Annotated in this window: 13 protein-coding genes; 9 read left to right on the forward strand and 4 right to left on the reverse strand. The window is 47.3% G+C overall.

Features of this window, described 5'->3' with window-relative positions; genetic code table 11:
• Positions 1 to 3 precede the first annotated feature (3 nt).
• Both V5T57_RS10160 and V5T57_RS10165 read left to right on the forward strand, forming a co-directional pair.
• Complete coding sequence (locus V5T57_RS10160) at positions 4 to 4,359, forward strand: response regulator (RefSeq protein ID WP_332891098.1); 4,356 nt, start codon at positions 4 to 6, stop codon at positions 4,357 to 4,359.
• A 487-nt stretch (positions 4,360 to 4,846) separates the two neighbouring features.
• A complete protein-coding gene (locus tag V5T57_RS10165; RefSeq protein ID WP_332891099.1) occupies positions 4,847 to 5,677 on the forward strand; it encodes an FkbM family methyltransferase in 831 nt (276 codons plus the stop codon).
• Positions 5,678 to 5,707: 30 nt separating this feature from the next.
• Here the strand turns inward: V5T57_RS10165 and V5T57_RS10170 are convergent, their stop codons facing one another.
• Positions 5,708 to 7,237, reverse strand: a complete 1,530-nt coding sequence (locus tag V5T57_RS10170; RefSeq protein ID WP_332891100.1) for a hypothetical protein — start codon at positions 7,235 to 7,237, stop codon at positions 5,708 to 5,710.
• Between the two features lie 666 nt (positions 7,238 to 7,903).
• Here V5T57_RS10170 and V5T57_RS10175 point away from each other — a divergent pair.
• The 6 genes from V5T57_RS10175 to V5T57_RS10200 all read left to right on the forward strand — a co-directional run bounded on the left by V5T57_RS10175 (position 7,904) and on the right by V5T57_RS10200 (position 16,904).
• Positions 7,904 to 8,752: an HAD-IIA family hydrolase gene (locus tag V5T57_RS10175; RefSeq protein WP_332891101.1), complete on the forward strand. Its 849-nt coding sequence runs from the start codon at positions 7,904 to 7,906 to the stop codon at positions 8,750 to 8,752.
• A 554-nt stretch (positions 8,753 to 9,306) separates the two neighbouring features.
• The gene (locus tag V5T57_RS10180) at positions 9,307 to 10,035 is read left to right on the forward strand and encodes a class I SAM-dependent methyltransferase (protein WP_332891102.1); all 729 of its coding nucleotides are present in this window, start codon (positions 9,307 to 9,309) and stop codon (positions 10,033 to 10,035) included.
• 108 nt (positions 10,036 to 10,143) lie between these two features.
• Positions 10,144 to 13,959, forward strand: coding sequence for a class II fructose-bisphosphate aldolase (locus V5T57_RS10185; protein WP_332891103.1), 3,816 nt, complete (start codon positions 10,144 to 10,146; stop codon positions 13,957 to 13,959).
• A 77-nt stretch (positions 13,960 to 14,036) separates the two neighbouring features.
• Complete coding sequence (locus V5T57_RS10190; RefSeq protein ID WP_332891104.1) at positions 14,037 to 15,569, forward strand: NTP transferase domain-containing protein; 1,533 nt, start codon at positions 14,037 to 14,039, stop codon at positions 15,567 to 15,569.
• Entirely contained in the window at positions 15,566 to 16,291 is a 726-nt protein-coding gene (locus V5T57_RS10195) for a glycosyltransferase family 2 protein (protein ID WP_332891105.1), read from the forward strand. The genes V5T57_RS10190 and V5T57_RS10195 overlap by 4 nt, the downstream gene beginning before the upstream one ends.
• 22 nt (positions 16,292 to 16,313) lie before the next feature.
• Complete coding sequence (locus tag V5T57_RS10200) at positions 16,314 to 16,904, forward strand: PI-PLC domain-containing protein (protein ID WP_332891106.1); 591 nt, start codon at positions 16,314 to 16,316, stop codon at positions 16,902 to 16,904.
• Positions 16,905 to 17,034: 130 nt separating this feature from the next.
• Here V5T57_RS10200 and V5T57_RS10205 read toward each other — a convergent pair whose 3' ends face one another.
• The 3 genes from V5T57_RS10205 to V5T57_RS10215 all read right to left on the reverse strand — a co-directional run bounded on the left by V5T57_RS10205 (position 17,035) and on the right by V5T57_RS10215 (position 23,827).
• A complete protein-coding gene (locus V5T57_RS10205; RefSeq protein ID WP_332891107.1) occupies positions 17,035 to 18,819 on the reverse strand; it encodes an inositol monophosphatase family protein in 1,785 nt (594 codons plus the stop codon).
• 531 nt (positions 18,820 to 19,350) lie between these two features.
• Positions 19,351 to 22,326: a methyl-accepting chemotaxis protein gene (locus V5T57_RS10210; protein ID WP_332891108.1), complete on the reverse strand. Its 2,976-nt coding sequence runs from the start codon at positions 22,324 to 22,326 to the stop codon at positions 19,351 to 19,353.
• A 586-nt stretch (positions 22,327 to 22,912) separates the two neighbouring features.
• Positions 22,913 to 23,827, reverse strand: a complete 915-nt coding sequence (locus V5T57_RS10215; RefSeq protein WP_332891109.1) for a LysR family transcriptional regulator — start codon at positions 23,825 to 23,827, stop codon at positions 22,913 to 22,915.
• A 306-nt stretch (positions 23,828 to 24,133) separates the two neighbouring features.
• Here V5T57_RS10215 and V5T57_RS10220 point away from each other — a divergent pair, with 306 nt between their 5' ends.
• Positions 24,134 to 25,138 (forward strand): zinc-binding alcohol dehydrogenase family protein, encoded by a 1,005-nt coding sequence (locus V5T57_RS10220; protein ID WP_332891110.1) that lies wholly within the window; start codon positions 24,134 to 24,136, stop codon positions 25,136 to 25,138.
• Positions 25,139 to 25,180 lie beyond the last annotated feature (42 nt).

A 25,180-nucleotide genomic window follows, 5' to 3' on the forward strand; every position in this document is an offset into this window, starting at 1 on the left:
GTTATGGCATCTTCTCTGAAAATTCGAACTCGGCTTCTGCTGTTGTTGTGTGCCATTAGCTTGGTTCCTTTAACGCTGGTCACACTTTTTTTATTAGACCGCTCACAGCAAGCGCTCTCTGAAGCTGCGTACGCTCAGCTACGTACGGTACGTGATACTAAAATTATTAATATTCAGCGCTATTTTGCTGAGAACCGTTCTGATATCAGTGTTCTTTCCAAAACATCCCACATGAGTAATGCGCTGGATGCCTTCTCTTCTGCCTTAACCGAAGAGGGGTTGGATCAATCACAATACGATTATTATGAGAGTTTAGATTTTGGCGATGGCTTTAAAAATTTTATGACCGAAAATGGTCATTACGATCTGATGTTAATCACGCTGGAAGGGGATATTGTTTACTCCGTCCGCAAGGAGTCTGATCTAACCAAAAATGTGTTGGCAAAACCGCTGGCAAAGACCCTTTTGGGGCAAAGTTTCAAAAAGGGCTTGGAGCAGGTTGTGACAACGGATTTCTCCCTTTATGGACCTTCAAAAGATCAACCCATCTCTTTTTTGCTGGCCCCCATTATTAATTTGGGGCAGACCCTTGGTGTGGTGGTGCTTAAAACCACACCTGAACGTATTAATGAGATTATGTCTGATCGCTCTGGTATGGGTAAAACCAGTGAGTCCTACCTGGTTGGTGCAGACTATCTTATGCGCTCAAATTCCTATTTAGATCCAACGAACCGTACCATGTCCACCTCCTTTACCAACCCGGATAAAGGGCATGTTAAGACCTATGCCAGTAAACAGGCCATGCTTGGTCAGACCGGCCAGAACATTATTCTCGACTACCGTCACATACCGGTCCTGTCGGCTTATGCTCCCCTTGAATTGGAGTTTGGTCGGTACGCCTTAATGGCAGAGATTGATGAGTCGGAGGCTTTTGCCCCGATCTATCAACTGCAACGGCTGATGTGGCTTGTTGGGGGAGGGGGGTTGTTGCTGGTATTGGCCACAGCACTCATTTTTGCCACGCTGATCAGCCGGCCCATTGTTCTTTTAACCCAGGCTTCTAAAGAGATTTCAGAAGGTAATTTAGAGCAGAATATCGTGGTTAAAAGTGGTGATGAGTTGGGGATTTTATCGGACAATTTTAACCGAATGCGTCTCTCTATTCGTGAGAATTTACACCAGCTTCATGAAAAAAAAGAGGAGCTGGACCAAACCAACGCCGGTTTGGAGCATAAAGTGATTCAGCGAACCCAAGAGCTTGAAAAAGAGCGGGATCAGCTGAAAGAGATTTTTAATACCAGCCCGGTCGCGGTATCGATTATTACCGATGGCACGTTTCGTTTTGTCAATAAAATGATGCGCGATACGTTTGCGATGGAAGAAGGGGATGCGGCTGCCCAGGTTTTTGTAGATATTCAAGTATGGGATGAGATCTTAGCATCCATATCCCAGTGTGGTATTTACCAGGACTCTGATGTCTGTTTTCATGGGCGTGATGGTCAAATCCACCATATGGTGGCCACCTTTTACACCATTCACTTTCAAGGGGGAAATGGGCTGTTGGGGTGGGCGATTGATATTACCGAACGTAAACGTATGGAGGATGAAGTTCGCCGAATTGCTTTTCAGTCTGATCAGGCCCTGGATCTGGCGAAATCAGGATATTGGTATGTCTCCTTTGATGATCCGGATCATTACATCTCCTCTGAACGGACGGTGGCGTTGTTTGGTGACCCGCCACGACCCCCGAACTATCGCTATAATATTCAGAATGAGTGGTACAACAACCTGTTGGCGGCAGACCCCGACGTGGCAGCAAAGGCACTAAAAAATTATCAGTCTGCTATTTTAGGTGAGGTGCCGTTTTATGATGCAACCTTTGCCTATAAACGTCCTTTAGATGGTCGCGTTGTGTGGATCCATGCCCTGGGCCATGTGGTGCGGGATGATGATGGTAAACCCACAGACATGTATGGCGTGACCATGGATGTGACCGAAAGTAAGCGTTTGGAGCTTGAGTTAAAGGGACGTATTGATGAGCTGGCGGATGCCCGGCGCGCAAGCCTCAATATGATGCTGGATCTGGAAGAAGAGAGAAAGCTTGCGGAGCAATTGCGAGAAAAGGCGGATGAGGCCAACCAGGCAAAATCAGACTTTTTGGCCAATATGTCCCATGAAATCCGTACGCCTATGAATGCCATTATCGGTATGAGCCATTTAGCACTGCGTACAACACTGGATGCCAAGCAGAGAAACTATATCGAAAAAGTCCATCGCTCGGCGGAGGCTCTCTTAGGCATTATTAATGACATTCTCGATTTTTCAAAAATTGAGGCTGGTAAACTGGATATGGAGCAAGTGCCCTTCCGGTTGGAGGATGTCCTGGAAAATCTCGCCAATCTGGTTGGTTTAAAGGCAGAAGAGAAAGGTTTGGAGTTGCTGTTTGATACCGACCAAGAGACCCCAATGGCATTGGAAGGGGACCCGCTACGACTGGGGCAGATTCTTATTAATTTGGGTAATAATGCGGTTAAGTTTACCGATCGTGGAGAGATTGTTCTCTCCACCAAAGTACGTGAAATTGAGCATGGAGAAGCCCTCTTCCATTTTGCTGTTCGAGATACCGGTATTGGTATGACACCCGAGCAACAGGGCAAGCTATTTCAATCCTTCAGTCAGGCAGACAGTTCAACATCACGTAAATATGGTGGCACAGGACTGGGCCTAACCATTTCCAAACGGCTCTCTGAAATGATGGGTGGAGAGGTGTGGGTTGAGAGTGAGCAAGGGGTGGGGAGCACATTCCAGTTTACCGCTCGCTTTGTGATCCAAGCCAACCCCAAACCCCGTTTAATCGTTAAAGAGGAAGAGCTAACAGGGCTTAGGGTTTTGGTGGTGGATGATAATGCAACGGCACGGGAGATTCTCTCCACCATGGCTGTGAGCTTTGGTATGGAGGTGGATGTTGTAAGTAATGGTTCCCAGGCATTAACAGAAACCGCGGTGATGGATGAAAAGGGTATTCCTTATCATATCATTCTCATGGATTGGCAGATGCCGGGTATGGATGGGGTTGAGTGTTTAAAGCAGTTACAACAGTCTGTGCAGCATGCCCCCCCTGCAGTCATTATGGTGACAGCCTTTGGACGTGAAGAGGCCATGCATGCTGCTGAGCAAAAAGGGGCAGATGTACCCTTTGTGTTATCCAAACCCGTGACACCTTCTTCTCTGTTAGATGCCATTGGCCATGTGCTTGGCCGGGGTGTGATCCGAGGTGCAGGCAGTGAACATAGAACCGTTGAAGATAGTGATGCAGAGCGGCACTTAAGAGGGGCGCATGTGCTGCTGGTTGAGGATAACGAGGTGAACCAGGAGTTGGCTTTGGCTCTGTTGGCCAATGCTGGGGTAACGGCCAAAACAGCGGAAAATGGTGCCTTGGCACTGGAGCTTCTTAGCTGTGGTGAAGTCTTTGATGGTGTGTTAATGGATGTTCAAATGCCGGTTATGGATGGCTACACTGCAACCCAAGAAATTCGCAAGCAGAGTCAATATGATGCACTCCCTGTTATTGCCATGACGGCTAATGTTATGGCCGATGATCTGGAAAAAGCTCGGAATGCGGGGATGAACGGCCATATTGGTAAGCCCATTAATGTACGGGAAATGCTATCCACCATGGCAAAATGGATCACCCCTGCACACCCAGTAGAGAGCGTGGTCAGAGATGATTCTGATGATGTGCAAGCGCCCTCTGCCTTCATCGCTTTGGCGGGGATTGATACCGAAGCGGGTATGGAGCGTATGGGGGGGAATGCAGTTGCTTACGGTAAGCTATTGAAAAAGTTTGCTCAGAACCAGTCAGATGCCATTGAGCAAATCACAGAGGCTATGGCACAACAGGATCAAACCTTATCCATTAGGCTGGCCCATACACTTAAAGGTGTGGCAGGAAATATTGCTGCCCAGATGTTGTACCAAGTGGCTGAAAAGTTGGAAACTTCACTAAAAGAAGGGGATGACATACAGGCGGGTCTGGATCTTACAGAGGTTTCAGATCAGCTCTCTGTGGTATTGACGGCCATTGCCTCGTTGGATGCTGAGCAAGCAACCGATCATGTCGGCACGTCAACGGTCGATGAACAAGTGATCCAGTCTGAACTTCAGCGGCTACGTGATCTGCTGGAAGATGATGATTCAGAAGCGACGGATGCTGTGGAACATTTAAGAACACTGCTGCCTGAACAAAGCTTGGCCAGTGAGCCGTTGAAGATGATTGAAACAGCCGTTGATGGTTATGATTTTGATGAAGCTTTAGAAGCTTTAGACCAGCTGACGAATTTATTAGAGCTCTCTTCCTAAGTCGCCGCATGGGGTGACGCAGACTTTGTTCTAAGTGCTTTAAGGTGGCTGTGGTTTAGATCGCTGCGTATCGATGGTTACCGTGGGAAGAGTCAGGCTACAACCGTGTGTGTTAAGTGAGCGTAAAAGTTGGGCAGGGGGCTTGGTTTTCTTCACCGAGTGCAGGGTAGGCGCTCTCCCTGTATCCAAACTGTTTTAGCGGCATAGTCAAAATAACCAGTCGTGTGTCTCACTCTTTTCAAGACTTTGGCTGGTTGTTATGACAAACCCTTGAACCTAAGATATTTGTATCTCTTAAAAAGGGGGAAAGGGCCTTTATGGCCAATCAACCGCTGTGCCATGGGGTATGGATCCTGGGCTATATCCATTCCTTAGCGGCGTTGGCTGCTGGAGGCTTGTGCTTGTTTGGCGTGAATAGTGCTAATTATTTGTGTGTTCAATCTATTCTCTCCTGGCCTATAGCAGGCAAAGAAAACGGTTCGCCCTTATGTCTCCTTTGAAGCGTCTGATATTCCTTTTTGCGGTCATTCTAAAAAAGAACCCCATCACATTTATTTGGGCTTGGAACCTGTTACGCAAGTTTGCTTTTTATAAGCCTGCTCTGCTGCTACCGCATGATAAGAGCTATTTGGGGATCGGGCTTATTCCAGAGCTTGAAGGTGGCTTTTATCTGGATGTTGGCGCCAACAATGGGCTTTCTGCGCTATCGATTTTGGCCATAGATCCCAAGGCCAATGTGCTCTCTATTGAGGCAAACCGTTATCATCAGCGCTCCCTGAATGCCATCCATCAACGTTATCCACGTTGTGATTTTAAAATTGTCGCTGCTGGAACGGAACCAGGCACTTTGACCTTCACCACTCCAGTATTTCTTGGCCAGCCCATTACACTCTATACCTCACTTGATAAAGCGTATCTGCAGCGTGAGATGGGACGGGTCTTTCCTCCCCTGTTCAGACGTATGATGCGTTATGAACAGGATACTGTAGAGGTAATCCCTTTAGACCAGTTAGAGCTAAAGCCAGCTTTTATTAAAGTAGATGCCGAGGGTGTGGATCATCTGGTGCTTCAAGGTTTGAGACAGACGATCGAAAACGCTCAAGCTGTGGTGATGTTTGAGTATGATCCAGACAATTTTGAGCATATTGCCCAGCTGTTTACGCAACTGAACTATCATCTTATACAGTTCGATGCCCAGCAATCATGCTTTACACCGTTTGATATAAGCTCTACGCAGCAAGAGTATGATCAAGGCGAGCTGGCTGTTAATCCCTATGCCGTTCCAAAGGCCATGAAAGAGCGCTTGTTAAACCTCTAATCTACGCGTGTCTGGTGCCATCCATAGCTTTTAGAGCTTTGGCCCGAGAATAACCATATAGCGCCCATTTTTAAGATGGTGGGGGATGATCAATGGTGAGTTTTCTGGGGTAAAACGGCTGCTTATTTCAAAGCTTTCATATTCTACATAACCGTTCATCTGTTTAATGGACTGAATGATATCTTCATGAATGGCGTAGCTTTGGCTAAGTAGCGCAATGGGTTTTCCATCGGTTTTCAGTTCAGTTAAATGGGTGAGCTTATTGGTGAATGCTCTGGTTGCATAAATCCGGTATTGATCAGACAGTTCAGGCATAAAATTGGCGTTAATGGTTAGGTTAAGCTGCAAAACCGTCGCAACATCATGTTTTTCCAAGGTGGGGATCAGTATCTCTGGGTCCAGTTGATCGTTTCCCTGTTGCATCAGGTTTGGGTGGTGAGATAGAGCCGCACCTGCCATCAATACAACCAAGATGGATGCTGTCCATACCGGGTTGAATTGTTCCTTCCAGATCCGTTCAAGCACTCGGCTTACCGCCACAAATCCCGCCACAAAAAGTAGAGCAATAAAGGGTAGAAATACCAAACCATGGCGCGTGGGTGAGATGGGAGCCAGTCTCAGTAGGTGGAGTGAAAATACAGTTAACGCAAACAGCACTGTAAACCATCCAAAATAACGACTCTCTCTATTCTTTGACACCAAAAGCGATACTAAACCGACCCCCACAAGTGGTATGACCAATAGAGGGACTAGAGGATAAAGCAGATCATTGGAGGGGACAAAGGCGGTAAGATCCTGGATAACCTGCCAGGTCATGGTCACTAGAAACTTCAGGGGAATTAAAAAACTCTCTAAAGTGCCGCCATAAGGGGGAAGAGGAAAGAGAAACTCATGGTTTGTCCCGACATTCCACGACATGCCAGCATTGGTCTTAGAGCTTAGAAAAATCAAATAGATCGTTATAAAAAACGGGATGAAGATGAGGGTGAACAGAGCGATGTCTGCAAAAGATTTTTTTAATGGGCGTCGTAATGCGACATGGCTATTCCAAAGCAAGATTAAGCTAAGAGGTGGTAAAAAATAGATCGTTTGATAATTAAATGAAAATAAAATACCAACGAGAAGAGCAAAAGTAGTGACTCTTTTATATGAATAAGCACCTGATCTTAGGAATGAAAATAAAATAAGTATACATGTCGTGGCAACAAACGGGCTTGTAATATGACTGCTTATACCTTTGCTGTAGTTAATAAATAGAAGGGGTAAAGAAAAAAGAGCAGTGGCCATTAAAGCAGGGGATAACCATTTTGCTGCCCCATATAAAAGCCGTACGACCCACAGTAGTAGAACCATTGCGATCATGGAAAAAGCGACAGAAACCAGCCGGGCTTCCTGTTTAACTTCTTGATATGTGTTCGTGGCCGGATCCATAAAAGAGGCCGTTAACACATACATGGAGGGTGCATAGGTTGTATTATAACCCACGGTAAAGCCTGGACGGATAAAATTAAGGCCATGGATCATAGGCTCAGCAAGCCCAATATGATCCAGCTTTTTCAAGGCTTTCATAATGGAAGGGCAGATGGGGTTGCCCACACAAGGTGGTGGGTGCGTACCATCCAGATGTTTCATCTCAAAGGGGGTTTTCTCTACATTTTGGATAATCTGAATGGGTAAACAGTTATCCCAGTCACAGTAAAAGGTTTTAGAGTCTGCCCACCGTAAATACAAGCCTGTACCCAATATAAAAATGAGCACAACCCAACCAACGGAAACGGTGTTGAACTTAGGCATAAAAACCACCATGCTGTTTAACGGTGTATGATTTTAAGAGGGTAATAAGCTAAGCGATTTAGCCTATTTAGGGTGATGTTGTTTTACAATATGTTCGTCATATGAATACCGCTTAAAAGGCTACAAGAGCGCTCTATACATTGCAAGATGTCTCCCGCGTTTTGTGGTGCGTTGTCTCTGTTTGTTTTATGCACATACGCGTATGAAAAGATAGCGATCGAGCATCTGTTGATTCTTTCAGGCACGCTTGAGGTATGTTTTTTTTGACGGTTTTTTAATAGAGCATGGAACGTTAGTGGGGGAACTATGCCTTTGGCACAATCTAAACTAGCTCATATTGACCTTAACCAAGTAGCTGAAATATATGGGTCATATAAAGATCGTCTCTGCCAGACCTCGCCATCCCTTAAAACAGACCTAGGCAAAGGGGAGATGACCTATGTTGCAGGGCTTAATAGCCTGACAGAGCATTATCGTGCCGTGTTTTTAGATGCTTTTGGTGTGCTTTATAGTGCTGGAAAAGCCGTAGAGGGTACCGCAAAACTCTTGAAGCAACTTCGTGAATCCGGGCTTCTGCTGCGGGTGTTGACCAATAATGCTTCTCTGTCATCCCAGCAGTTGGCCGACAAATTTCTCAAGCTGGGGTTTGACATATCAGCCGAGGAGATTATCACGTCAGGCCAAGCCATTTTTAGTGATGCAGGGCAGCAAGCGCTTGGAGATCAGCCTTATCTCTTTATGGGGCGGTCTGCCAGTGTTGAACATTATGCACCGAATGCTGCTGAGAAAATGGTGAATTATCCGGGGAGGCAAACCGCTTTTTCACAGGCAGAAGCCCTGCTGATCTGCAGTGATTCTGAATTTTATGGAACCCCACTTCAGACACAAATAGAAGCTGAACTGGCTCAACGCCCTAGGCCTATTATTCTGGCGAACCCAGATCTTATTACCCCTGCGGGTACCTGTGGACTAGAGATGGTCGCCGGAATGACGGCCCACATGCTGGTAGAGCAGTATGGTGGATCTCTACTGTGCCTGGGGAAGCCCTTTCCCCCCATTTACCAAATGGCTATTGATAGCTTACCCACCATCCCCCGCAATAAAATTTTAATGGTTGGGGATACTTTGGAGACAGATATTTTGGGGGGGTGTCATATGGGGTTAGATACCTGCTTGGTTCATCACGGTATCTATCACTCACTATCACATGATGAGCTGGTGGCGATGTGCCAACGCCAAGGTATTCATCCTTCTTGGATCGTTCCAACCATTGCGGGATAATCTCCCTTCTCAACTACAGATGGGGGGCGTGTCAGCATACGTAGCTGAGTGCCAGCGATGGCCCCCTTCCTCTATTTTTACCATAATCCCGCCTTGTGACTGATCTGCGAGCTGAATTTCTTTGATTCTAAATCATGTCCCTGTCTGAACTAAATCATTCTACTCTCGGGTTTCATACGAACGATGGATTGATCCTTTATCCCCGTTGAGGGTCTAAAGTAGAGACGCCCTGTTTTAGACAAGACCATTCCGCCGGACTGTGGGGGAGGCGTTAAGGCTAAGCATTAAACGTATAAAGGGTGTGCACATAAAATAGCTTACACAAGTCCTTGTAAGCCCGTTGAGGTATGAAAGTGTTGTACCCTGCTCAACCTCTGGTGCTGGGTACATAGGATAAATCCAGTCTGTTCACTCTCTTAACACCATGGGGGGGGAAATCACCTTTATAGCAGCATTATGGACCATACATTGCATGATTCTCCGATACCTTTTGAGATGGATGTAAAGAACCTGTTCCCTATCGTAGATACAGGAACTTTTGGGAGATTTCATGAATGGCCGGTCGTTTTAATTTACTATCCAAGCTCTATTTTTTGCAGGACATAGTCTCTTGGTTTATTGCCAAGTTGGATGTTTCTGTTGTTCATAATATTGAAAAATATCAGGCCATTAAGAAATCCTTTTTTTTCTCAATGTCAGAAGGTGGTGGCGGCAGCTATTTGGAGTTTGGTGTCTATACAGGCAGCTCTTTTTGCCATGCTATGCGCTGCCACCACGCCCAAGCTTTTTTTGCACCTGACACACCGATGGATTTTTATGGGTTTGATTCCTTTGATGGTTTTGGGGAAATTCAAGAACAGGATAAACATCCGTTCTATACAGATATTAACTTTAAGACGGACTATCAGCAGGTCAAAAAACGTGCTGAACGGGCGTCCAAAGGTCTTTCTTGGCAGTTAATCCCTGGTTTTTTTGAAGAGTCACTTCAACCAGGAGCAAAACATTTTGGGATTAAAAAAGCGTCCATCATTTTTATAGATTCTGACACCTATGGAAGTGCCTCTGCCGCTTTGGATTTTTGCCGACCCATAACCGCGGTAGGGACTGTGATCATTTTGGATGACTACTTTGCTTACAAGGGCAGTAAAGACCATGGTGTTTGCCGGGCGTTTAATGAGTATCTCACTCAAGGTGGTTTTAAGGCACGTCATGCCCTGCACTATGGTAATGGTGGCGCTGTTTATGTGATTTCGTCTGTCAATGAAGACAACAAAGCACCATGACCGAGCGTTTAACGTGCGTCATGTAGAGATAAAATTGGTTGTTTGCGTTCACAACCGTGCTGGTGTTGTGGATATGTTTTCCCCATATTTAACATGGATACCATGCCCATGAGAGAGCAAGCCCTCCTACCCACTCTCATCACTCCTTTGTTGGAAAAAATCTCTTCTGCAGGGGAGAACCGCGTAACTGTCATAGGTGTGGATGGTCCAGCTGGTGTCGGCAAAAGTCATTTTTGCACAGCCTTGGAAAGTGCCATACAGAACGCGGGACAAAAGGTGTGGCGATATCAGCTTGATTGGTTGCTTGCCGCTCGTGAAGCGCGCACCCGTGATCTAGCTCATTTGCAGACACTGGAGGAGCCTTTTCTTTATGAATACCAGCACCATATGCATCTTGAAAAAGCGGTGCAGTTTCTGCAAAAAGTCGCTCAGTTCAATGAACGGCTTGCAGAGCTGGATGCACAACAAAGTGCACAGCTCAGTGAGTCAATAGAGCTGCTAGAGCTGTATAACCGGGATGATCAGGGGCAACTGACCGGTACCAGCCAATGTACTTTACACCCTGGGTTGGTGATTGTTGTGGATGGTCACTATACCTTACGCAGTGAGCTGGATGCGCATATCGATCTCAACCTTCTGTTGCTGGCTGATGCAGATACGCTGCGCCAACGTAAGGTGGATCGGGTTGAAAGTTATCGGGACCGTACACAGGCTTCGGACTATTTTGACCGTATTGATCTGCCCTCTTTTCGACACCACTTAGCGCGGTTTGGGTGTCGAGCTCATAAGGTGATCAATAATGATGACCCGACCAACCCCATTATCCAGCCCTTAGATGCTATTTCACACTGGCTAAACGAAAACCCGGTGAACCTACCCAGTACGGCAGATAGCGCATTGGATCTATCCCAGATCTCCTGTCGGATTTTTTCGCAATCGCTGTTACAAGACAAAGCCACAACCCATGCGATGGAACAGTTGATAGAAGCCATTAGTGAATGGGGGCGTTATGTGGGAAGTACTTTGGGCTTGCGGTGTGATCAGGTTAAGGCAGGGCTGCGGGAAAGAGGTTTGCAAATTCTGCAAGAAGCTGAGAAGCAGCTTCAAAGTGACACCCTTCGCTTTCATATCCGCCACACCAACTCTTTAAGCAACGTCTACCATCGACTGCTGCCAATCTCGCTAGGGGTTGGTATTGAAGATCGTGAGGCGGGGGTGCTGGCTAATGTGATTGTGGAGGTCCATAGCGACCATCTTGCTTTTCAGGTCGTGGCAGAAAGTGGGTATCATGCTTTTTCCATCTATGGGGCTTATAGTGCACCAGAAAAAGCGTTAAACCCGGTGCTCTCCTGGCAACCCGTCACTTTGGTTACGGAGGTCGAACGGGGGGCATTCCGGTTGCTCACACCTGCTCCGTTCATTGTGCCGGCCTTTCTTCACGGCTATGGCTATGACATTGTGACAACCAGTCTGGAAGATCGGAATATTTCGCCATCTGAGGCCATGGGGAGGTTGTTTCAAGAGGGGGGCTGCTGGATCCACCGTTTTGCCAAATTTGAAGAGTTACGCTTTTTCTATAACAGTGTCACTTGGGCTGGTGGCATGGCTATGCGGGTGGGGAACTACCTTATTGCGCTCTGGCATATGGATGAGCCTTTACTCACAAAGTTTCGTGCCTTCCGACAGGGCTGGACACCCCGCCTGAGCGATGCCTGTCGAATCGCCAACGATGAATCAGCTTATGATGCCATGGTTGATCAGGAGCGAGAGGCGGTTAAAGCCTTTATTGCCAACCATTGTGCCGATTTTGTCTATTTAGATGGTTTTCTGCACTATCGCTATGACCGTTATAGTCATGAGGGTCTACAGCAGGTTGCCGATCAGCTTGAGCGTATGCTGAACAGTGACCAGCGTTTATTGCGTAAGCGTGCGGTTAACTTTATTCAGTTTAATTTTCCAGATCTGAACCTGCCGACTTTGGATCTATGGCCAGATCTGCTGGATCATGCCCCTGCACACATTACCCTGGAAGATTTAAGTACCCTTTCGCCAACCATTTTGGCGGAAGTGTATCTGTGGATCGCTCTACGGGAAGATCAGAGTGCCGTACTTGGGGCCAATATCTATGATATCCGGCAAGATTCATTAGACTGTCGTGCGCACTTAGATGTTGCGGCCCAAATTGGGTCACCTGTTGTATTGCAAGGTTCCCTAAATGCGTTAGGGCAAAAGGAAACAACGGAAGATGGGCAAGAGGTCCATGGTTATCTTAAGGGTAAAGAGGGCCCGTTGGATCTGGTGGAAGCGGCATTGAGTGCCGCCCGGGACAATCTGCTCTTTAATGGGCAGGAGGTTCCTCTGTTTGGGATTGGTTTAGATCATATTGATGCCGCCCACGATACACCACCTGGCCGTGCACGGCGCTTTATGAATCTGGCCCTGGAAAGTCAGCACGTTACCCATTTTGTTTTGGATGGATCTTCTCTCTTTGAAGTCGATGACCGTAATCCTGAATCCATTTCAAAGGCTTTTGAAAAAGTCGTTGATTATGTGATGAGTTTGGTCAGTGGGGACCCCTCTACATACATCTATGATCGTGAAGTCTGTACAGGGGAGCTTAACTATGTGGGGGGGCGGCATCGTGCCATGATTCCCACCCCAAGTGAGATGTTTAGCTATACCGAGCTTTATAACGATAAGATGAGCTCCACAGGTTTAGGGGCACTGAATATGCGCCCCACCGTTTTTGTTGGCAATGTGGGAACAACCCACCATGACTTTGATGATGGAGATATCGATCTTCAAATTGCCCAACAATGGCGTGATCACCTCAAGAAAAATAACTTTGTCTCTGCTGTTTTACACGGTACATCCAACAGCCACCCGGACATTCTTTCTCGGGCGACCTGTGGTTGCCACAAAATTAATGTCGCGGGTGATCTTTTACAAACCTTGATCCAGGGTCTGCCCGAATCAATTAGGGCCAAGCTGACCGCACCTGAGGCTGAGGTTAAAAAAGAGCTTCACACCATCCGTGATCAGATGGACCGTATGACCTACAGTCAGAGAAAAGCGCTGTTAAACTCTCTGGCCGCACACTCCAGGCGCTTACAGGATATTATTAATTCTCCTCGACTTAGCCCTATGGATAGTGAGTACTTCCGCTATCGTTTTTATCGTTTCTCCAAAGCTCATGTCAAAGTCATCACAGATGTCATTCGTCACCATGCCATGAATGAAGTTTCAACTGCAGAGGTCCAACCTCTTTGCCCTGAAAGAGGCTTTCAGTTTGCAGCATCCATGATTGAAGTGACCTTTGATGCACACTACAAGGCGTTGGTTCATACGCTGTGGGATGAAGGTATTAACCACTACCATATTGATGTCTGTGATGGAAAGTTCACCCCCCGACGTATTGAGGCGTTGGATAAAGTGGACTTTTTGGTGCAAAACTACCCAGAAGCCACATTGCATGCGCATTTGATGGTGGAAAATCCCCATTTACCTGAACGGGATAGTTCTGGGGAAAAAGATTCTCCCATCGCGCGTTATATCAAGGCAGGGTGCCATGCGGTTGCGATCCATGCCCGAGCTGTGCATGGCAGTAATGGGTTGGATATGGCCATTGCACAAATTCGTGAGCTTGGGGCTCGGCCAGGTTTGATTATTGAAACCTCGCAACCGATCAACTTCCAGCTTGAACAGCTTTTAGAACGCCATAAGATCGACTGGCTGGTTGTGATGGGGGTTCCCATCGGTTTTGGTGGCCAAATTTTTGATATTTCCACCCTGCAGCGTATTACCAGCCTGCATACCCTTGCTCAACGACGTTCGGTGCCCATGTTGATTGAAGTGGATGGGGGCTTGACCATGGAGACCGCGCGGTTATGCCGTAGTGTTGGGGTGCAGCTCTTCTCAGGGTAGTCCATCGTTAAGGATGATTCCTTGGATGGTGTCCGTGGAAAAGTTGCTCAACTCAATAAGGTTATTGGCCATTAATAATGAGTAATCCGCTAAAGCCGCTCTATGTGATCATTCCCATGGTGGGAAAAGGCAGTCGCTTTAAAAAAGCAGGCTATGAGACCTATAAGCCTTTTATCTCTATTGAGGGACAAAGCATGCTGGCCCACGCTTTGAGTGCTTTTCCCTCAGATGTGCAGCCAATCATCATCACTAACCAAGCGCTCATTACCCCTCAACAGCAGCAGTATATGGAGCAAACGTTAGGGGCGCGTGTTCTATTTGTTCCTCAACATGCCGATGGACCGGCAGCTTCCATCTTGGCTGCACGGGAACAACTGCCGTTGGATGCCTCTTTCTTTATCGCCTACTGTGACATCATGTGGCGTTGGGATTTTGAGACGGTGCGACCTCTGCTTGATCATGATGGTGTCGTGTTTACCCATAAAGGGTTTCATCCACATTTGGTGCAAGACAACTTTTCGGCCTTTTGTCGGCCGCAAAAAGATCAGCCCAACCAGTTGGCACAGATACGAGAAAAAAGCTCTTTTACCGAAGCGTGGATGGAAGAGCCGCTCTCTATCGGCTCATTTTATGTCAAGCATGGACACCGTATGATTGCAGCGCTTGAACAGATGGTGGCCGAAGAGCAACGGGTTGCAGGTGAGTTTTTCCCCTCCCTCATGTTTAACCATCTTGTGGCGGATGGCGCTTCGGTTGCCCTTTCTCAGGTCTCGTTCTTCATCCATTTTGGTGTTCCCGATCAGCTGAATGATTACCTAAGGTGGCATCATGTTCTGGGTGTGCAAGCCGCACCAGAGGCACCACAGCTCTCTTCACTGCCCCACAATGCCGTGACGATGGCGGGGTTGGGGGAGCGTATGTCTGCGATCTCTCAACTACCGAAGGCGTTAATTCCTATTGATGGCCAGCCCATGTATGCCCATGTGGCGGAGAGATTTCCCAGTCGTGGTGGCTCCGTTATTACGACAGAGCCATTAAAGCCCCATCTCTCTGTACGGCCAGATGGCTTTGAACTGCTGGTCTTACCCAAACCGACCCGTAGCCAATTTGAGACCCTGCAAGCGTTGGCTCAAAGGTTACCTGAGACAGACAACCTCTATATTACTTCGTGTGATGCTTATGGGGTGTTTGATGTTGAAGATCTGTTAAAGCAGGTTGAGCAAACAGAGGCAGATGCGGTTATTTTCTGTTTTGCGCCTTCTTTGATGCAGAAAAAATTAAAAGGCCACCATACCCATGTCAGTGTGGATGATGGCCGTGTGACTAAGGTACACATTAAATCATTTGATCAACCTGATGACCCCGGTCTAGCAGGCTTTTTTTGGCTGCGTGACAGTCGTTTGCTGTCTCAGTTATCAGAGGTTCCACACGATGCCACCAATGAGATGTGTGCGGATCATTTCTTTAAATATCTTGTGGATAAAGGCTACCGGGTTTTAGGTTACGATCTGCAGCAATATGTGCATTTGGGGACAGTGGAAGAGCTTCTGGAGTATCACTGGTGGAGCGCCCATGCAGATGTGTTGTTTTCTGAAGAGGGTCCATCATGACACAGTTGTCCATTGTTCTACCCTGTTATAACGAGGGTGAAAACCTCCTTAATGTCGTCAAAGATTACCAACTCTGTTGCCAGAACAGAGAAGAGGTTGAGTTGATTTTGGTCGACAATGGCTCGCAGGATGAAACACCACAGCTGTTAAAAAAACTCCTGGATGATCCACACCCCTTTAAACTGAAAGTGGTGACCGTCGCTCAAAATAAAGGGCTGGGGGATGGTGTCATGCGTGGCATGCAGCAAGCTGAGGGTACATATGTCGCTTGGTCCCATGCAGATCTTCAGACACCGGCCAAGGATGTCTTTGCCCTGTATGATCGGTTACAGCAAGAACCGAATGCAGAACACTGTTTTGGTAAAGGGTTTCGTACAAATGATCGAGGGGGAGATGGTCTGATGACCCGTTTGCACACCCTCTGTTCTAGGGTCATCCTGGGTTACCAGATGTATGAGATTTATGCCCAACCAAAACTCTTCCATCGCTCCTTTTTGGATGAGCTGAAGAGCCATCCTGAGGGTTTTGAGTTGGATACCTTTGCTTTTTATAAGGCAATGATCTTAAAAAGACCCATTATTGTGGTGCCCGTGCACTTTTTAGCGCGACAAGCTGGGGAGTCTAAGTGGTCAACCACTTCACTGTCACGCCTGCGCTTTATGGCAAGAAACTTCTTTTATTTGATCGAACTGCGTTTACGTCGGTTGAGTGGACGTTTGTAATCGGTGATCTGGAGTGTAGAGCATGCAGCGTATTGTGCACCGGGTAAATACCCGTCAGCATCTGCGTGAAATACCGACGCAATATGGTGTGGAAATTGATATCCGCTCTCAGGGTGAGGCGTTGATTCTCCATCATGACCCTTTTCAGCCTGGTGAACCGCTCTCATCATGGCTGCCACATTTTAAGCATAAAACGCTGATTCTCAATGTGAAGGAAGAGGGGCTGGAAAAACGCTTATTGGCCCTTATGGAAAGCTATGGGATTGATGATTTTTTCTTTCTCGATCAAACCTTTCCATTTCTTATTAAAACCGTCAACGCCGGTGAACCACGGTGTGCGGTGCGTCTTTCTGAGCATGAACCCCCGCAGATTGCACTTAGCTTAAAGGGTTTGGCAAAGTGGATTTGGGTAGACTGCTTTACCCGTCTACCTTTGGATGGCACGGTTGCGCACACGCTACAACAGGCGGGATATCGGCTCTGTTTGGTCTCACCGGAGTTGCTGGGAAATGATCCAGAAATCGCCATTCCGCAGATGCATAAACAGCTTTTAGACCAAAAGATAGTTATGGATGCCGTCTGCACCAAAAGGCCAGATTTGTGGGATGAGTAGCACCGTGTTTGCTTGGGTAGAACCTAGTTAAACACTGAGTATCCCTTGCCCGTTTGGTGCGGGTTTTTAACAAAAACGACGTGTATACAGCTTGCTCTTATGGTGGTCTGCAAAGGGCAGGGTGACCTGATTAAAGTGTGCTTCTAAGTTTATCTGGCATACTGGGGTGTGAACAGATCATCAAGCCTTCTTGGTTAAAGTATAGGGTCTCTGCCCGGTTATAGGTCAGCTCCTGGCCCGCAAACCCCGTTATTATACCGCCGGCCTCCTGCACAATCAGTGCAATGGCTGCCAAATCCCATATGGCACATCCGCCAACCGCTTCTTTAGGGTATTTGAAATAACAGGCATTGGGGTGGTTCAGCACCTGTAGCGTATTGATGACCGCACCTCCGGTAAAGTGCAGGGTAAAGCTATTCTCTAGATCCGTGTAGTTTGGGGCCTCTTTTAAGCTGCGATCTACAAATAGATGCAGATCATCGGTATGGGCTGTGTGAGCCGTGGTGTGAAAACGCACATGATTTTTAAAGCACCCTTGGCCACGAACTGCATGGTAGAGCGTCTCAGAAACAGGGTCATACACAACCCCTAGTTGTGTTTCACCTGTTTGGCTAATCAGGGCAATAGAGACGGCAAATCCAGATTTACCCTCACTAAAAAACAGGGTGCCATCCAGCGGGTCAATAGACCAAAAGTAGGGTTGTGTTAAACGGTTGCCTGTATCCTGCTCTTCTTCCGTTAGTAGGCCCAGGCCATAGCTGTGCATGCTGGGTGAGAGTTCCGCTAGGATGATTTCTTGGCTGAGAACATCAACCTCTGTGACAATTTGCGCAGAACGGCTGGAGCCAGCCTTTTTCATCACCTCAAACTCTTTTTTCCAATAGTTTCTAATCAGCTTTCCCGCTTTGACAGCTGCTGTTGTTGCTGTGGTTAGCAGCTCATTCTGGATGCTCTCCATGACTTTTTGCGTGGTTTTTTCACTGTAGCTATTGATCTTCCAGTGGTCAGGGCTCCAACCTTTGAGAAACCGGTGAAAATCTGCCCAAGCAAATGGGTAGAGAGCCCGCCACTGAGTTTGCAGGTCATCTGTATCTATAGGGCTGTCTTGCAGGTGGTGACTGAGTACTTTGAAATAGTAGGTTAGAATCTCTTCTTCCAGGTGTTCCGCGGCCTCTTCATCCAGGCAGCTTCCAATAAAATAAGCCACATCCTTCATACCACAACCGTGGCCAATATATTGAAAATCTACAGCTGCGACTTGGTGAGCATCTTCAGAGAAACAAAAGTTGGCCAGCTTAGCATCACCATGTATTAGGGTGAGATAAGGGGTGTTGTTAAGCTTTTCGTCTATAAGGGGTGCGGCATTCCGTAAGTGTGGATCTTCAAGTGCTTGCAGTTCATCTGGCCGGGTTTTAAGGTGCCAGTAAGAGCCTGTGTTCCAAAGACCGTTCGGTTGGTAGCCCATGAATTTGGCATGGAAGCAGGCCAGCCAAGCCAGGACTACTTGAATGGCCGCCCAGTTGGCGTGGGTAAGTCGGCGGCTATAGCCTGTTGTGTCGAGATCTTCTAACAGGATAAAAAACTCATCAGCTTTTTGAAAACTGGCCAAACAGTGGGCCGTGCGTGACCCATTATCTTGAAGGTTAATGGGGTTGTAATCTTGATACCAGCTTGTCTCTACCTGGTAGGATTTAATTTTTCTCTGTTTGGCATGTGCGGAATTAAAGCCTTTTGGGTGGCTCTGCTCCAAGGGCAGGCGAATATGTTTTAAAATAACACTCTGAACATTCCCCCCCTTTAGGTAGACCCGTTGTAGGACGCCATAATCATTCCACAGTTTTTGAATCAATTGTGTGGACTCAATCTCTGTAGCTTGAGTTGCCTTGAGTATGTGTTGCTTGGCGTAAGGGTCCATGCCGTAGGGTTTCCATCCATTAGGTCAAAGGTCGATTGGGCTGGCGAGGTGTATTCTGCCTGATAAGCCCTTCGTAATCCAACCATGATGAGATTTAAAAGATCACCCATAAACGGGTGGCGGTCGAGCCGCTCAATGAGAGCGTATGAGGCGAGCTGGTTTGGAAGAGGTAGAGATACGTTGGCGCGACGCTGTTTCTCATGATGAAGCGTGCTGTTAGAGCTATTAGGTCCCTCTTACTCTCCATTCGTGTGTGGGTGCCCATGAGCAAACCGGTACAGTGGGGAGGCGTGAAGAGCCGCTCGTTTGGTGTGACGTGGGGCTGAATGGTTTTAAGGATAAGGGCGATGTCTAAAACAAGGGGGCATGATCAACTCGGCTGTGGCGTGATCATGCCCCCGCTTGTTCAAGGTTTATTGTCTGTCGTGCCCTAGCCCTTAATGAGTTCTCTACAAAAAAGGGCTTTTCCTCTGTAGGTTCACAAGGACTTTGCTTTCCCATAACGCTTAAAGGTAGAAGCAAGTGCATGGATCAATAGTCTTGCTCTTCCTCCAGCTTTTGGGTCATTTGGTCTAGGTTGGGTACATTCTCTTTCATCCACTTCGCGTAGACCCGATCTTCAACACTAATATGCTCAGATAACCAGGTTTCAACAAAATCTGAAAGTTCTTTGCCTAGGTTCTCAGGGTTCGTACCCGGTGCCCCCAAGCGCTCCCCAAACTTATCAAGGTCGGCGCGTAGATCCTTGTGGAGCTGGGCATGTTCTGCAATCCCGGGCCAGCCTGTTTGTTTAAAGAGGATCTCTTCAAACTGAAGGTGCCAACGGGCGTAGGAATCCATCGCCATAACGATGGGCATAAGAGGTAGCCCTTTTTCGATGGCTCGGCGTAAGCGAGCGGACAGTGCAAAGAGCCGCATATGCTGCAGATCAATAACCGGAATATTCAACATATACTTGGGGCCCCAGACACTGACACGTTTGAAGTCACTCTGGATATCCACCGCTTCTTCTGGGATCTTAAAGCGAACAACCTGCTGTTCAAGCAGTTGAGCAATAGCGCTAATATCTTGTGAGAACTGAGCAACCATGGCGCCCATGCCATCCATTTGCTGAATATCAATATTGATACGCTGCATGGACTCCGACATGGTTTTGGATTTGACTTGAGCTTGGGATACATTATGGGAGATCTCCTGACTGCTCTTGGAGGACTCCACCACATTGCGAGACATCTGTTCAACCCCAGAAGCCGCGGTGGCTACATTGCGGGTTACCTCAGAGATGCCTGTTGAAATTTCCGTAGCACTACGGGTCACTTCATCAATGCCCGCGCTGGATTCAGAGACCCGTTGGTTGACCTCTGTGGTCTCTTCAGAAACCTGCCGCATGGAACCGTAAATGGTATTGAGGTTTTCCTGCTGATCGGTTATGGACTCTTGAATGATCTGGTTTTTCTCATTGATGGAGTTAACAATATCACTGACCTCTGTCATCGAACGAACAGTCTCGCGGGCATTGGCCCGGATATCCTCAATACGTTGTGAGATCTGTTGTGTAGCATTACTGGTTTGGCTGGCCAGATCTTTAACCTCGTTGGCCACCACAGCAAAACCTTTACCGGCTTCACCCGCTCCAGCGGCTTCAATGGAGGCATTTAAGGCCAGCATGTTGGTTTGGGCCGCAATGTTGTTAATCATCTCCACAACCTTACCGATCTCTTGGGCAGAGTCAGAAAGTTGCCGGGATACTTGCGCTGAGTTAGCCACATACTCGGTGGCCTGACGGGAGGCCGCGCCAGCCTCTTCAGACTCTACGCAGACACTTTCCATCGCCTGTCGCATTTCAGCCATGGAAGTTTCTACCGAGGTGACGTTTTCATTCATACGTTCACTGGCCTGGGTAACCGACTGCATACCTGCGCCCGCTTCTTCTGTGGCACTGGCTACGGTTGACAGGTTCACACTTGCCTCTTCTGAAGCGGCTGAGATGGCACCCATATTTTCACTCATCTCATCTGCAGAGTGAGATACCTCCTGCAAGCGAGAGCTGGCCAGTTCTGCTGAGTCTGCAATGGCGGACATCTGCTGGCTCATCTCAGAAGTGGCATTGGCCGAATCCTGAGCAGAGTGGGTTACAAGGTTGGATTGTTGGTCCATCCCTTGGGTAACCCCGACTAAGGTAGAGGAGAAGCCTTGTAGATCTATGGAGGCATTTTTAATTCCGGTGATAATACCGGTCAGATTTTTAACCGTGCCTTGCAGAGCTCTGAGTGCGCGTCCCACTTCATCCGCACCAGCTTTGGGTGGATCTACGGTCAAATCACCTTCACCAACACGGCTGAGCAGGTCAGCCAAGCGGGTGACAGGTTGGATAACCGAACGGTTTAAAAAGACCGTAATGGCCATTAACAGCAGTGCCACCAACGCGCCGCCCATACCTAATGCCCAGAAGATCTGTGCGCGGTTTTCATCCGCCACTTGAGCGGCATGAACCACCAAATTATTACTTAACGTACGCAGTTGGTTGGATTGAACCAGCACAGCCTCTCGAGCGAGTGCCAAGTGGTTTTCATCCAAACCTGGGGTTAGAAGTTGTTGAACGGAACGGTCTAGCTCTGTGAATTTTTTTTCAACGTTGGCGATCAGGTGTTGGGCTGTTTCACTCTGCATGGCTTCCAGGCGTTTGTTGGTACTCATTTTCAAGTTAGCCGGATAATCGCCCCCAACTTTTACCGCCTGTAAGGTCCGCTGAAAAATGGTTTTTGCTGTTTTATACTCAGCTAAAGAAGGATTAATGGTGCGCAGCCCAGCAGCATAATCCTTGGAGACCCGGACATCAAAACGACGAATACCTAAAACATCACCTAACGCATACGTTTCTCCGCTACCCATGGCGTTATGACAATCCACACAGGCCTGTGCGGTGGCACGATCTGCGGAATAGTAGGAGAGATACAGAGCGCCATTTACATTTAGCGGTTCAGACATGAACAGTGATGAGCTGTCCTTTTTTAAATGTAGTTGGGCCTTGCTATCTTGTTCAGTTTTTAACTTTTGGGCTGGGTTAATGGGTGATTTGGCCAAAATATCTACAGAAATCTCACCGCCAAGCCCGCCGAAGGCTTCATTGACCAATCGCGTATACGTCGCGGGAAAGGGCAGGGCAGGATGAGAGAGCGATTGAGGATTTTTAGAGAGTCTCCACTCCCCTTGTTTGGCGGCTTTAACCACTGTTTGCGTATAGACCTTGCGCATGTTGGTGATGTAGCTGTTCAAGGTATTGATCTGCTTCAGTCGAGCGGTGTTACCAGCTTGGGCCGCGGCATATCCTAACGCCGATTTGCCCATGGCTTGTGACAACATTCTTTGACGACCTAAGGCGTTGATGCGCGCCGTATCATCCTCTGAAGCCGCCAGTCGGTAAACAACCATTGCACTTGAAGCGGTAACGAGTATGGCTATGGATGCCAGAGCGGCAAGAATTTTAGCGCGAACACTGGTCAACATGATGGAACCTTTCTCCAAGTTTTTAGGCTGAGCTTAGGCAGAGCAATACGATTTCTTGAAGAAATAGTTTTTTTAGAATGGAGTAATTAAGGTCACCATATCATTAGCTATAAGGCCGTTCAATAAGTTTGAAAATGAATAACTTATGCAGGCCTTTCTTTTAGTGACTATTTGACTGTGAGTAAAATTGATGTGTGTTAGTTCCGTCAATTACCTCTCACCAATGACGGTTTTAAATACAAAGAGAAAGTTGATGGAAGTAAAAGAAGGCTTATGGGGTATGATATGCGGATTAAATGAACAACCGGCCAATGATTAGCTGTACTCTGAACCCTTGGGCTTTAAATAGAGTTGATGTTTAAAAGAGTCGAAAATTATGTGTTTATACTGCAGATAAGGTCTTTTTATTTGAAGTATTAAAAGGTTTTTATATCGATAGTCTCTTAGTACCTGCCTTTAGAGGTGTTCTATCCTTCTATGAATCTGTTGGAATACTTCTAAATAGCGCGGTGGTCTGTCAGCCGCTCTAGTCTTGTGTGTCTTATATCTGATGATGTTTCATAAACGTAGTTGCTGGGTGGATATTCTATTTACGGTTAAACTTTATGGATTTATGGGTCTCAATACGTTCTTCAATACAGGCCAGTAAAAAGTCGATAAACCGTTGTGCATAGGGGTGAGACTGATCCGAATTAACATAACTCATCACAGATGTGTTGGGCAGTTTGGGTAGTGTGTTTTCAATAATGGGCATATCATCCACAACAGCTGAAAGGGGGAGAATGCTCACACCCAGTCCTGCGCGAATGGCAGATTGCACCGCATGCACTGAGTTGGCATCAATAGATAGTTTCCAAGAGGTACCTGTTTTGGCGAGAGCATCAAAGGCGATTTGCCGGTAACTACAAGGGGGGTGCATAAGAATAAGCTCTATGGGGGACTCTGGATTTTCCACAGGGTTGTTGGTCCCGGTCCAAACCAGGGGTTCTTCCCAGAGTACCTCTCCTTGATAAGGTTGGGGGCCGGCAAAAACAACATCTAGCTGGTTAGATTGCAGAGCTTCAATCATTGGGGCGCCAGATCCAAGGACCAAACTGAGGTCGCAATGGGGATGCGCCCGACGAAAACGGGCCAGTAAGGTGTGCAGGTGTTGGGGAACAAGGTACTCGGCAAACCCCACCCTTAATCTTGTGGTTTCATCAGGGGCCGAGACCGCCAGAATGGCTTCATCTGCCAGCTCAATTATCCGACGGGCATAGCGGACAAATGTTTCACCTGAGGGCGTAACCGATAAGGTGCGACTGGTTCGTTTCAGTAGTTTGGTATTCAGTCGTTGCTCCAACTTGGCAATTTGTAGGCTAATGGCCGACTGTGTTCGGTTAATCCGCTTAGCCGCAGCAGAAAATCCCCCCTCATCAATAACCGCTATCAAAGAACGAAGCGTGATTAGATCGGTCTCAAGCTTAAAGGGTGATCTATGTGTTTTGCTTGTAGAAGGCATGAGTATTACCAATTTTACTTATGTTTCAGGTCTGCTTATAATTTCTCATAGATTGCAGTCTATCAATAAAAAAATAAAATAGAGTGTGGCGATGCTTTTACCTGCACCTGTAATGTCGGGTCAGCCACGGTGAATGCTGTGCAAACAGATAATAGGCTGACTTCTGGTCTGTTGTCTGTATGAGGGTCGTTATATTGAAGGGTGTATATGATCATAGGGTAAAACCCTTATGCCTGAACCTTCGGTCGCGTCGATACAAAGTGCGGTATTTAGTCGGTAAGCGACATAACCAAGAGAGATCGTGATATGAAAGCCATTGGATACAAGCATGCCGGACCCATTGACCAAACAGATGCACTCGTTGCGTTTGAGGCGGAGGTGCCTGAAGTGGGGCCTCGTGATCTACTGGTGGAGGTTCGGGGGATTTCCGTTAATCCTGTGGATGTGAAAGTTCGGAGCAATATGACACCAGAACAGGGGATGAAAATCATTGGTTATGATGCATGTGGTGTTGTTCAGCACGTTGGCTGTGAAGTAAGCCTTTTTAACGTCGGTGATGAGGTTTTTTATGCTGGCGATCTTACACGTCCAGGTACCAATGCTGCTTTGCATGTTGTGGATGAACGCATTGTGGGGAAAAAACCAGCCTCTCTAGGCTATTCTGAAGCGGCAGGTTTTCCCTTAACTTCCATTACCGCGTGGGAAATTTTGTTTGACTCTTTTGCCTTTAAAGAGGGCGATGGCCAAGGCGAAAGTGTGTTGATTATCGGTGGTGCTGGTGGGGTGGGATCTATCCTTATTCAGTTGGCCAAAAAGCTAACAAACTTAACCGTTATCGCCACAGCGTCGCGCCCAGAGACGGTTGAGTGGGTAAAAAAAATGGGGGCTGACCATGTGGTTAATCACCATCAATCCCTGGTTGATCAGGTCAAAGCCCTGCAACTGGAGCCCCGTTATGTGGCCTCTCTTTCAGGTACCGAGGGGCACTTTTCTGCCATATTGGAGCTGATAAAACCCCGTGGTCATGTGGCACTGATTGATGATCCAGGGGCGGTTGATATTAAAGCGGCAAAGCCTAAGTCTCTGAGCTTTAGCTGGGAATTTATGTTCGCACGTTCCATGTTCCAAATGGAGGATATGGATCAGCAGCATAAACTGCTCAATCGGGTATCTGCATTGATTGATGAGGGAACATTGATCTCAACCGTCACCAATAACCTGGGAAAAATGAGTGCGGAAACCCTAACGGTTGCCCATAAACAGCAGGAGAGTGGCCGGGTGATTGGTAAACATGTATTGGATGGTTTTTAATCCGGTATACATTCTAAACAGGGCTTTAAGCCATGCTAGAGT

The sequence above is a fragment of the Magnetococcus sp. PR-3 genome (assembly GCF_036689865.1).
In the GTDB taxonomy this organism is placed as follows: domain Bacteria; phylum Pseudomonadota; class Magnetococcia; order Magnetococcales; family Magnetococcaceae; genus Magnetococcus.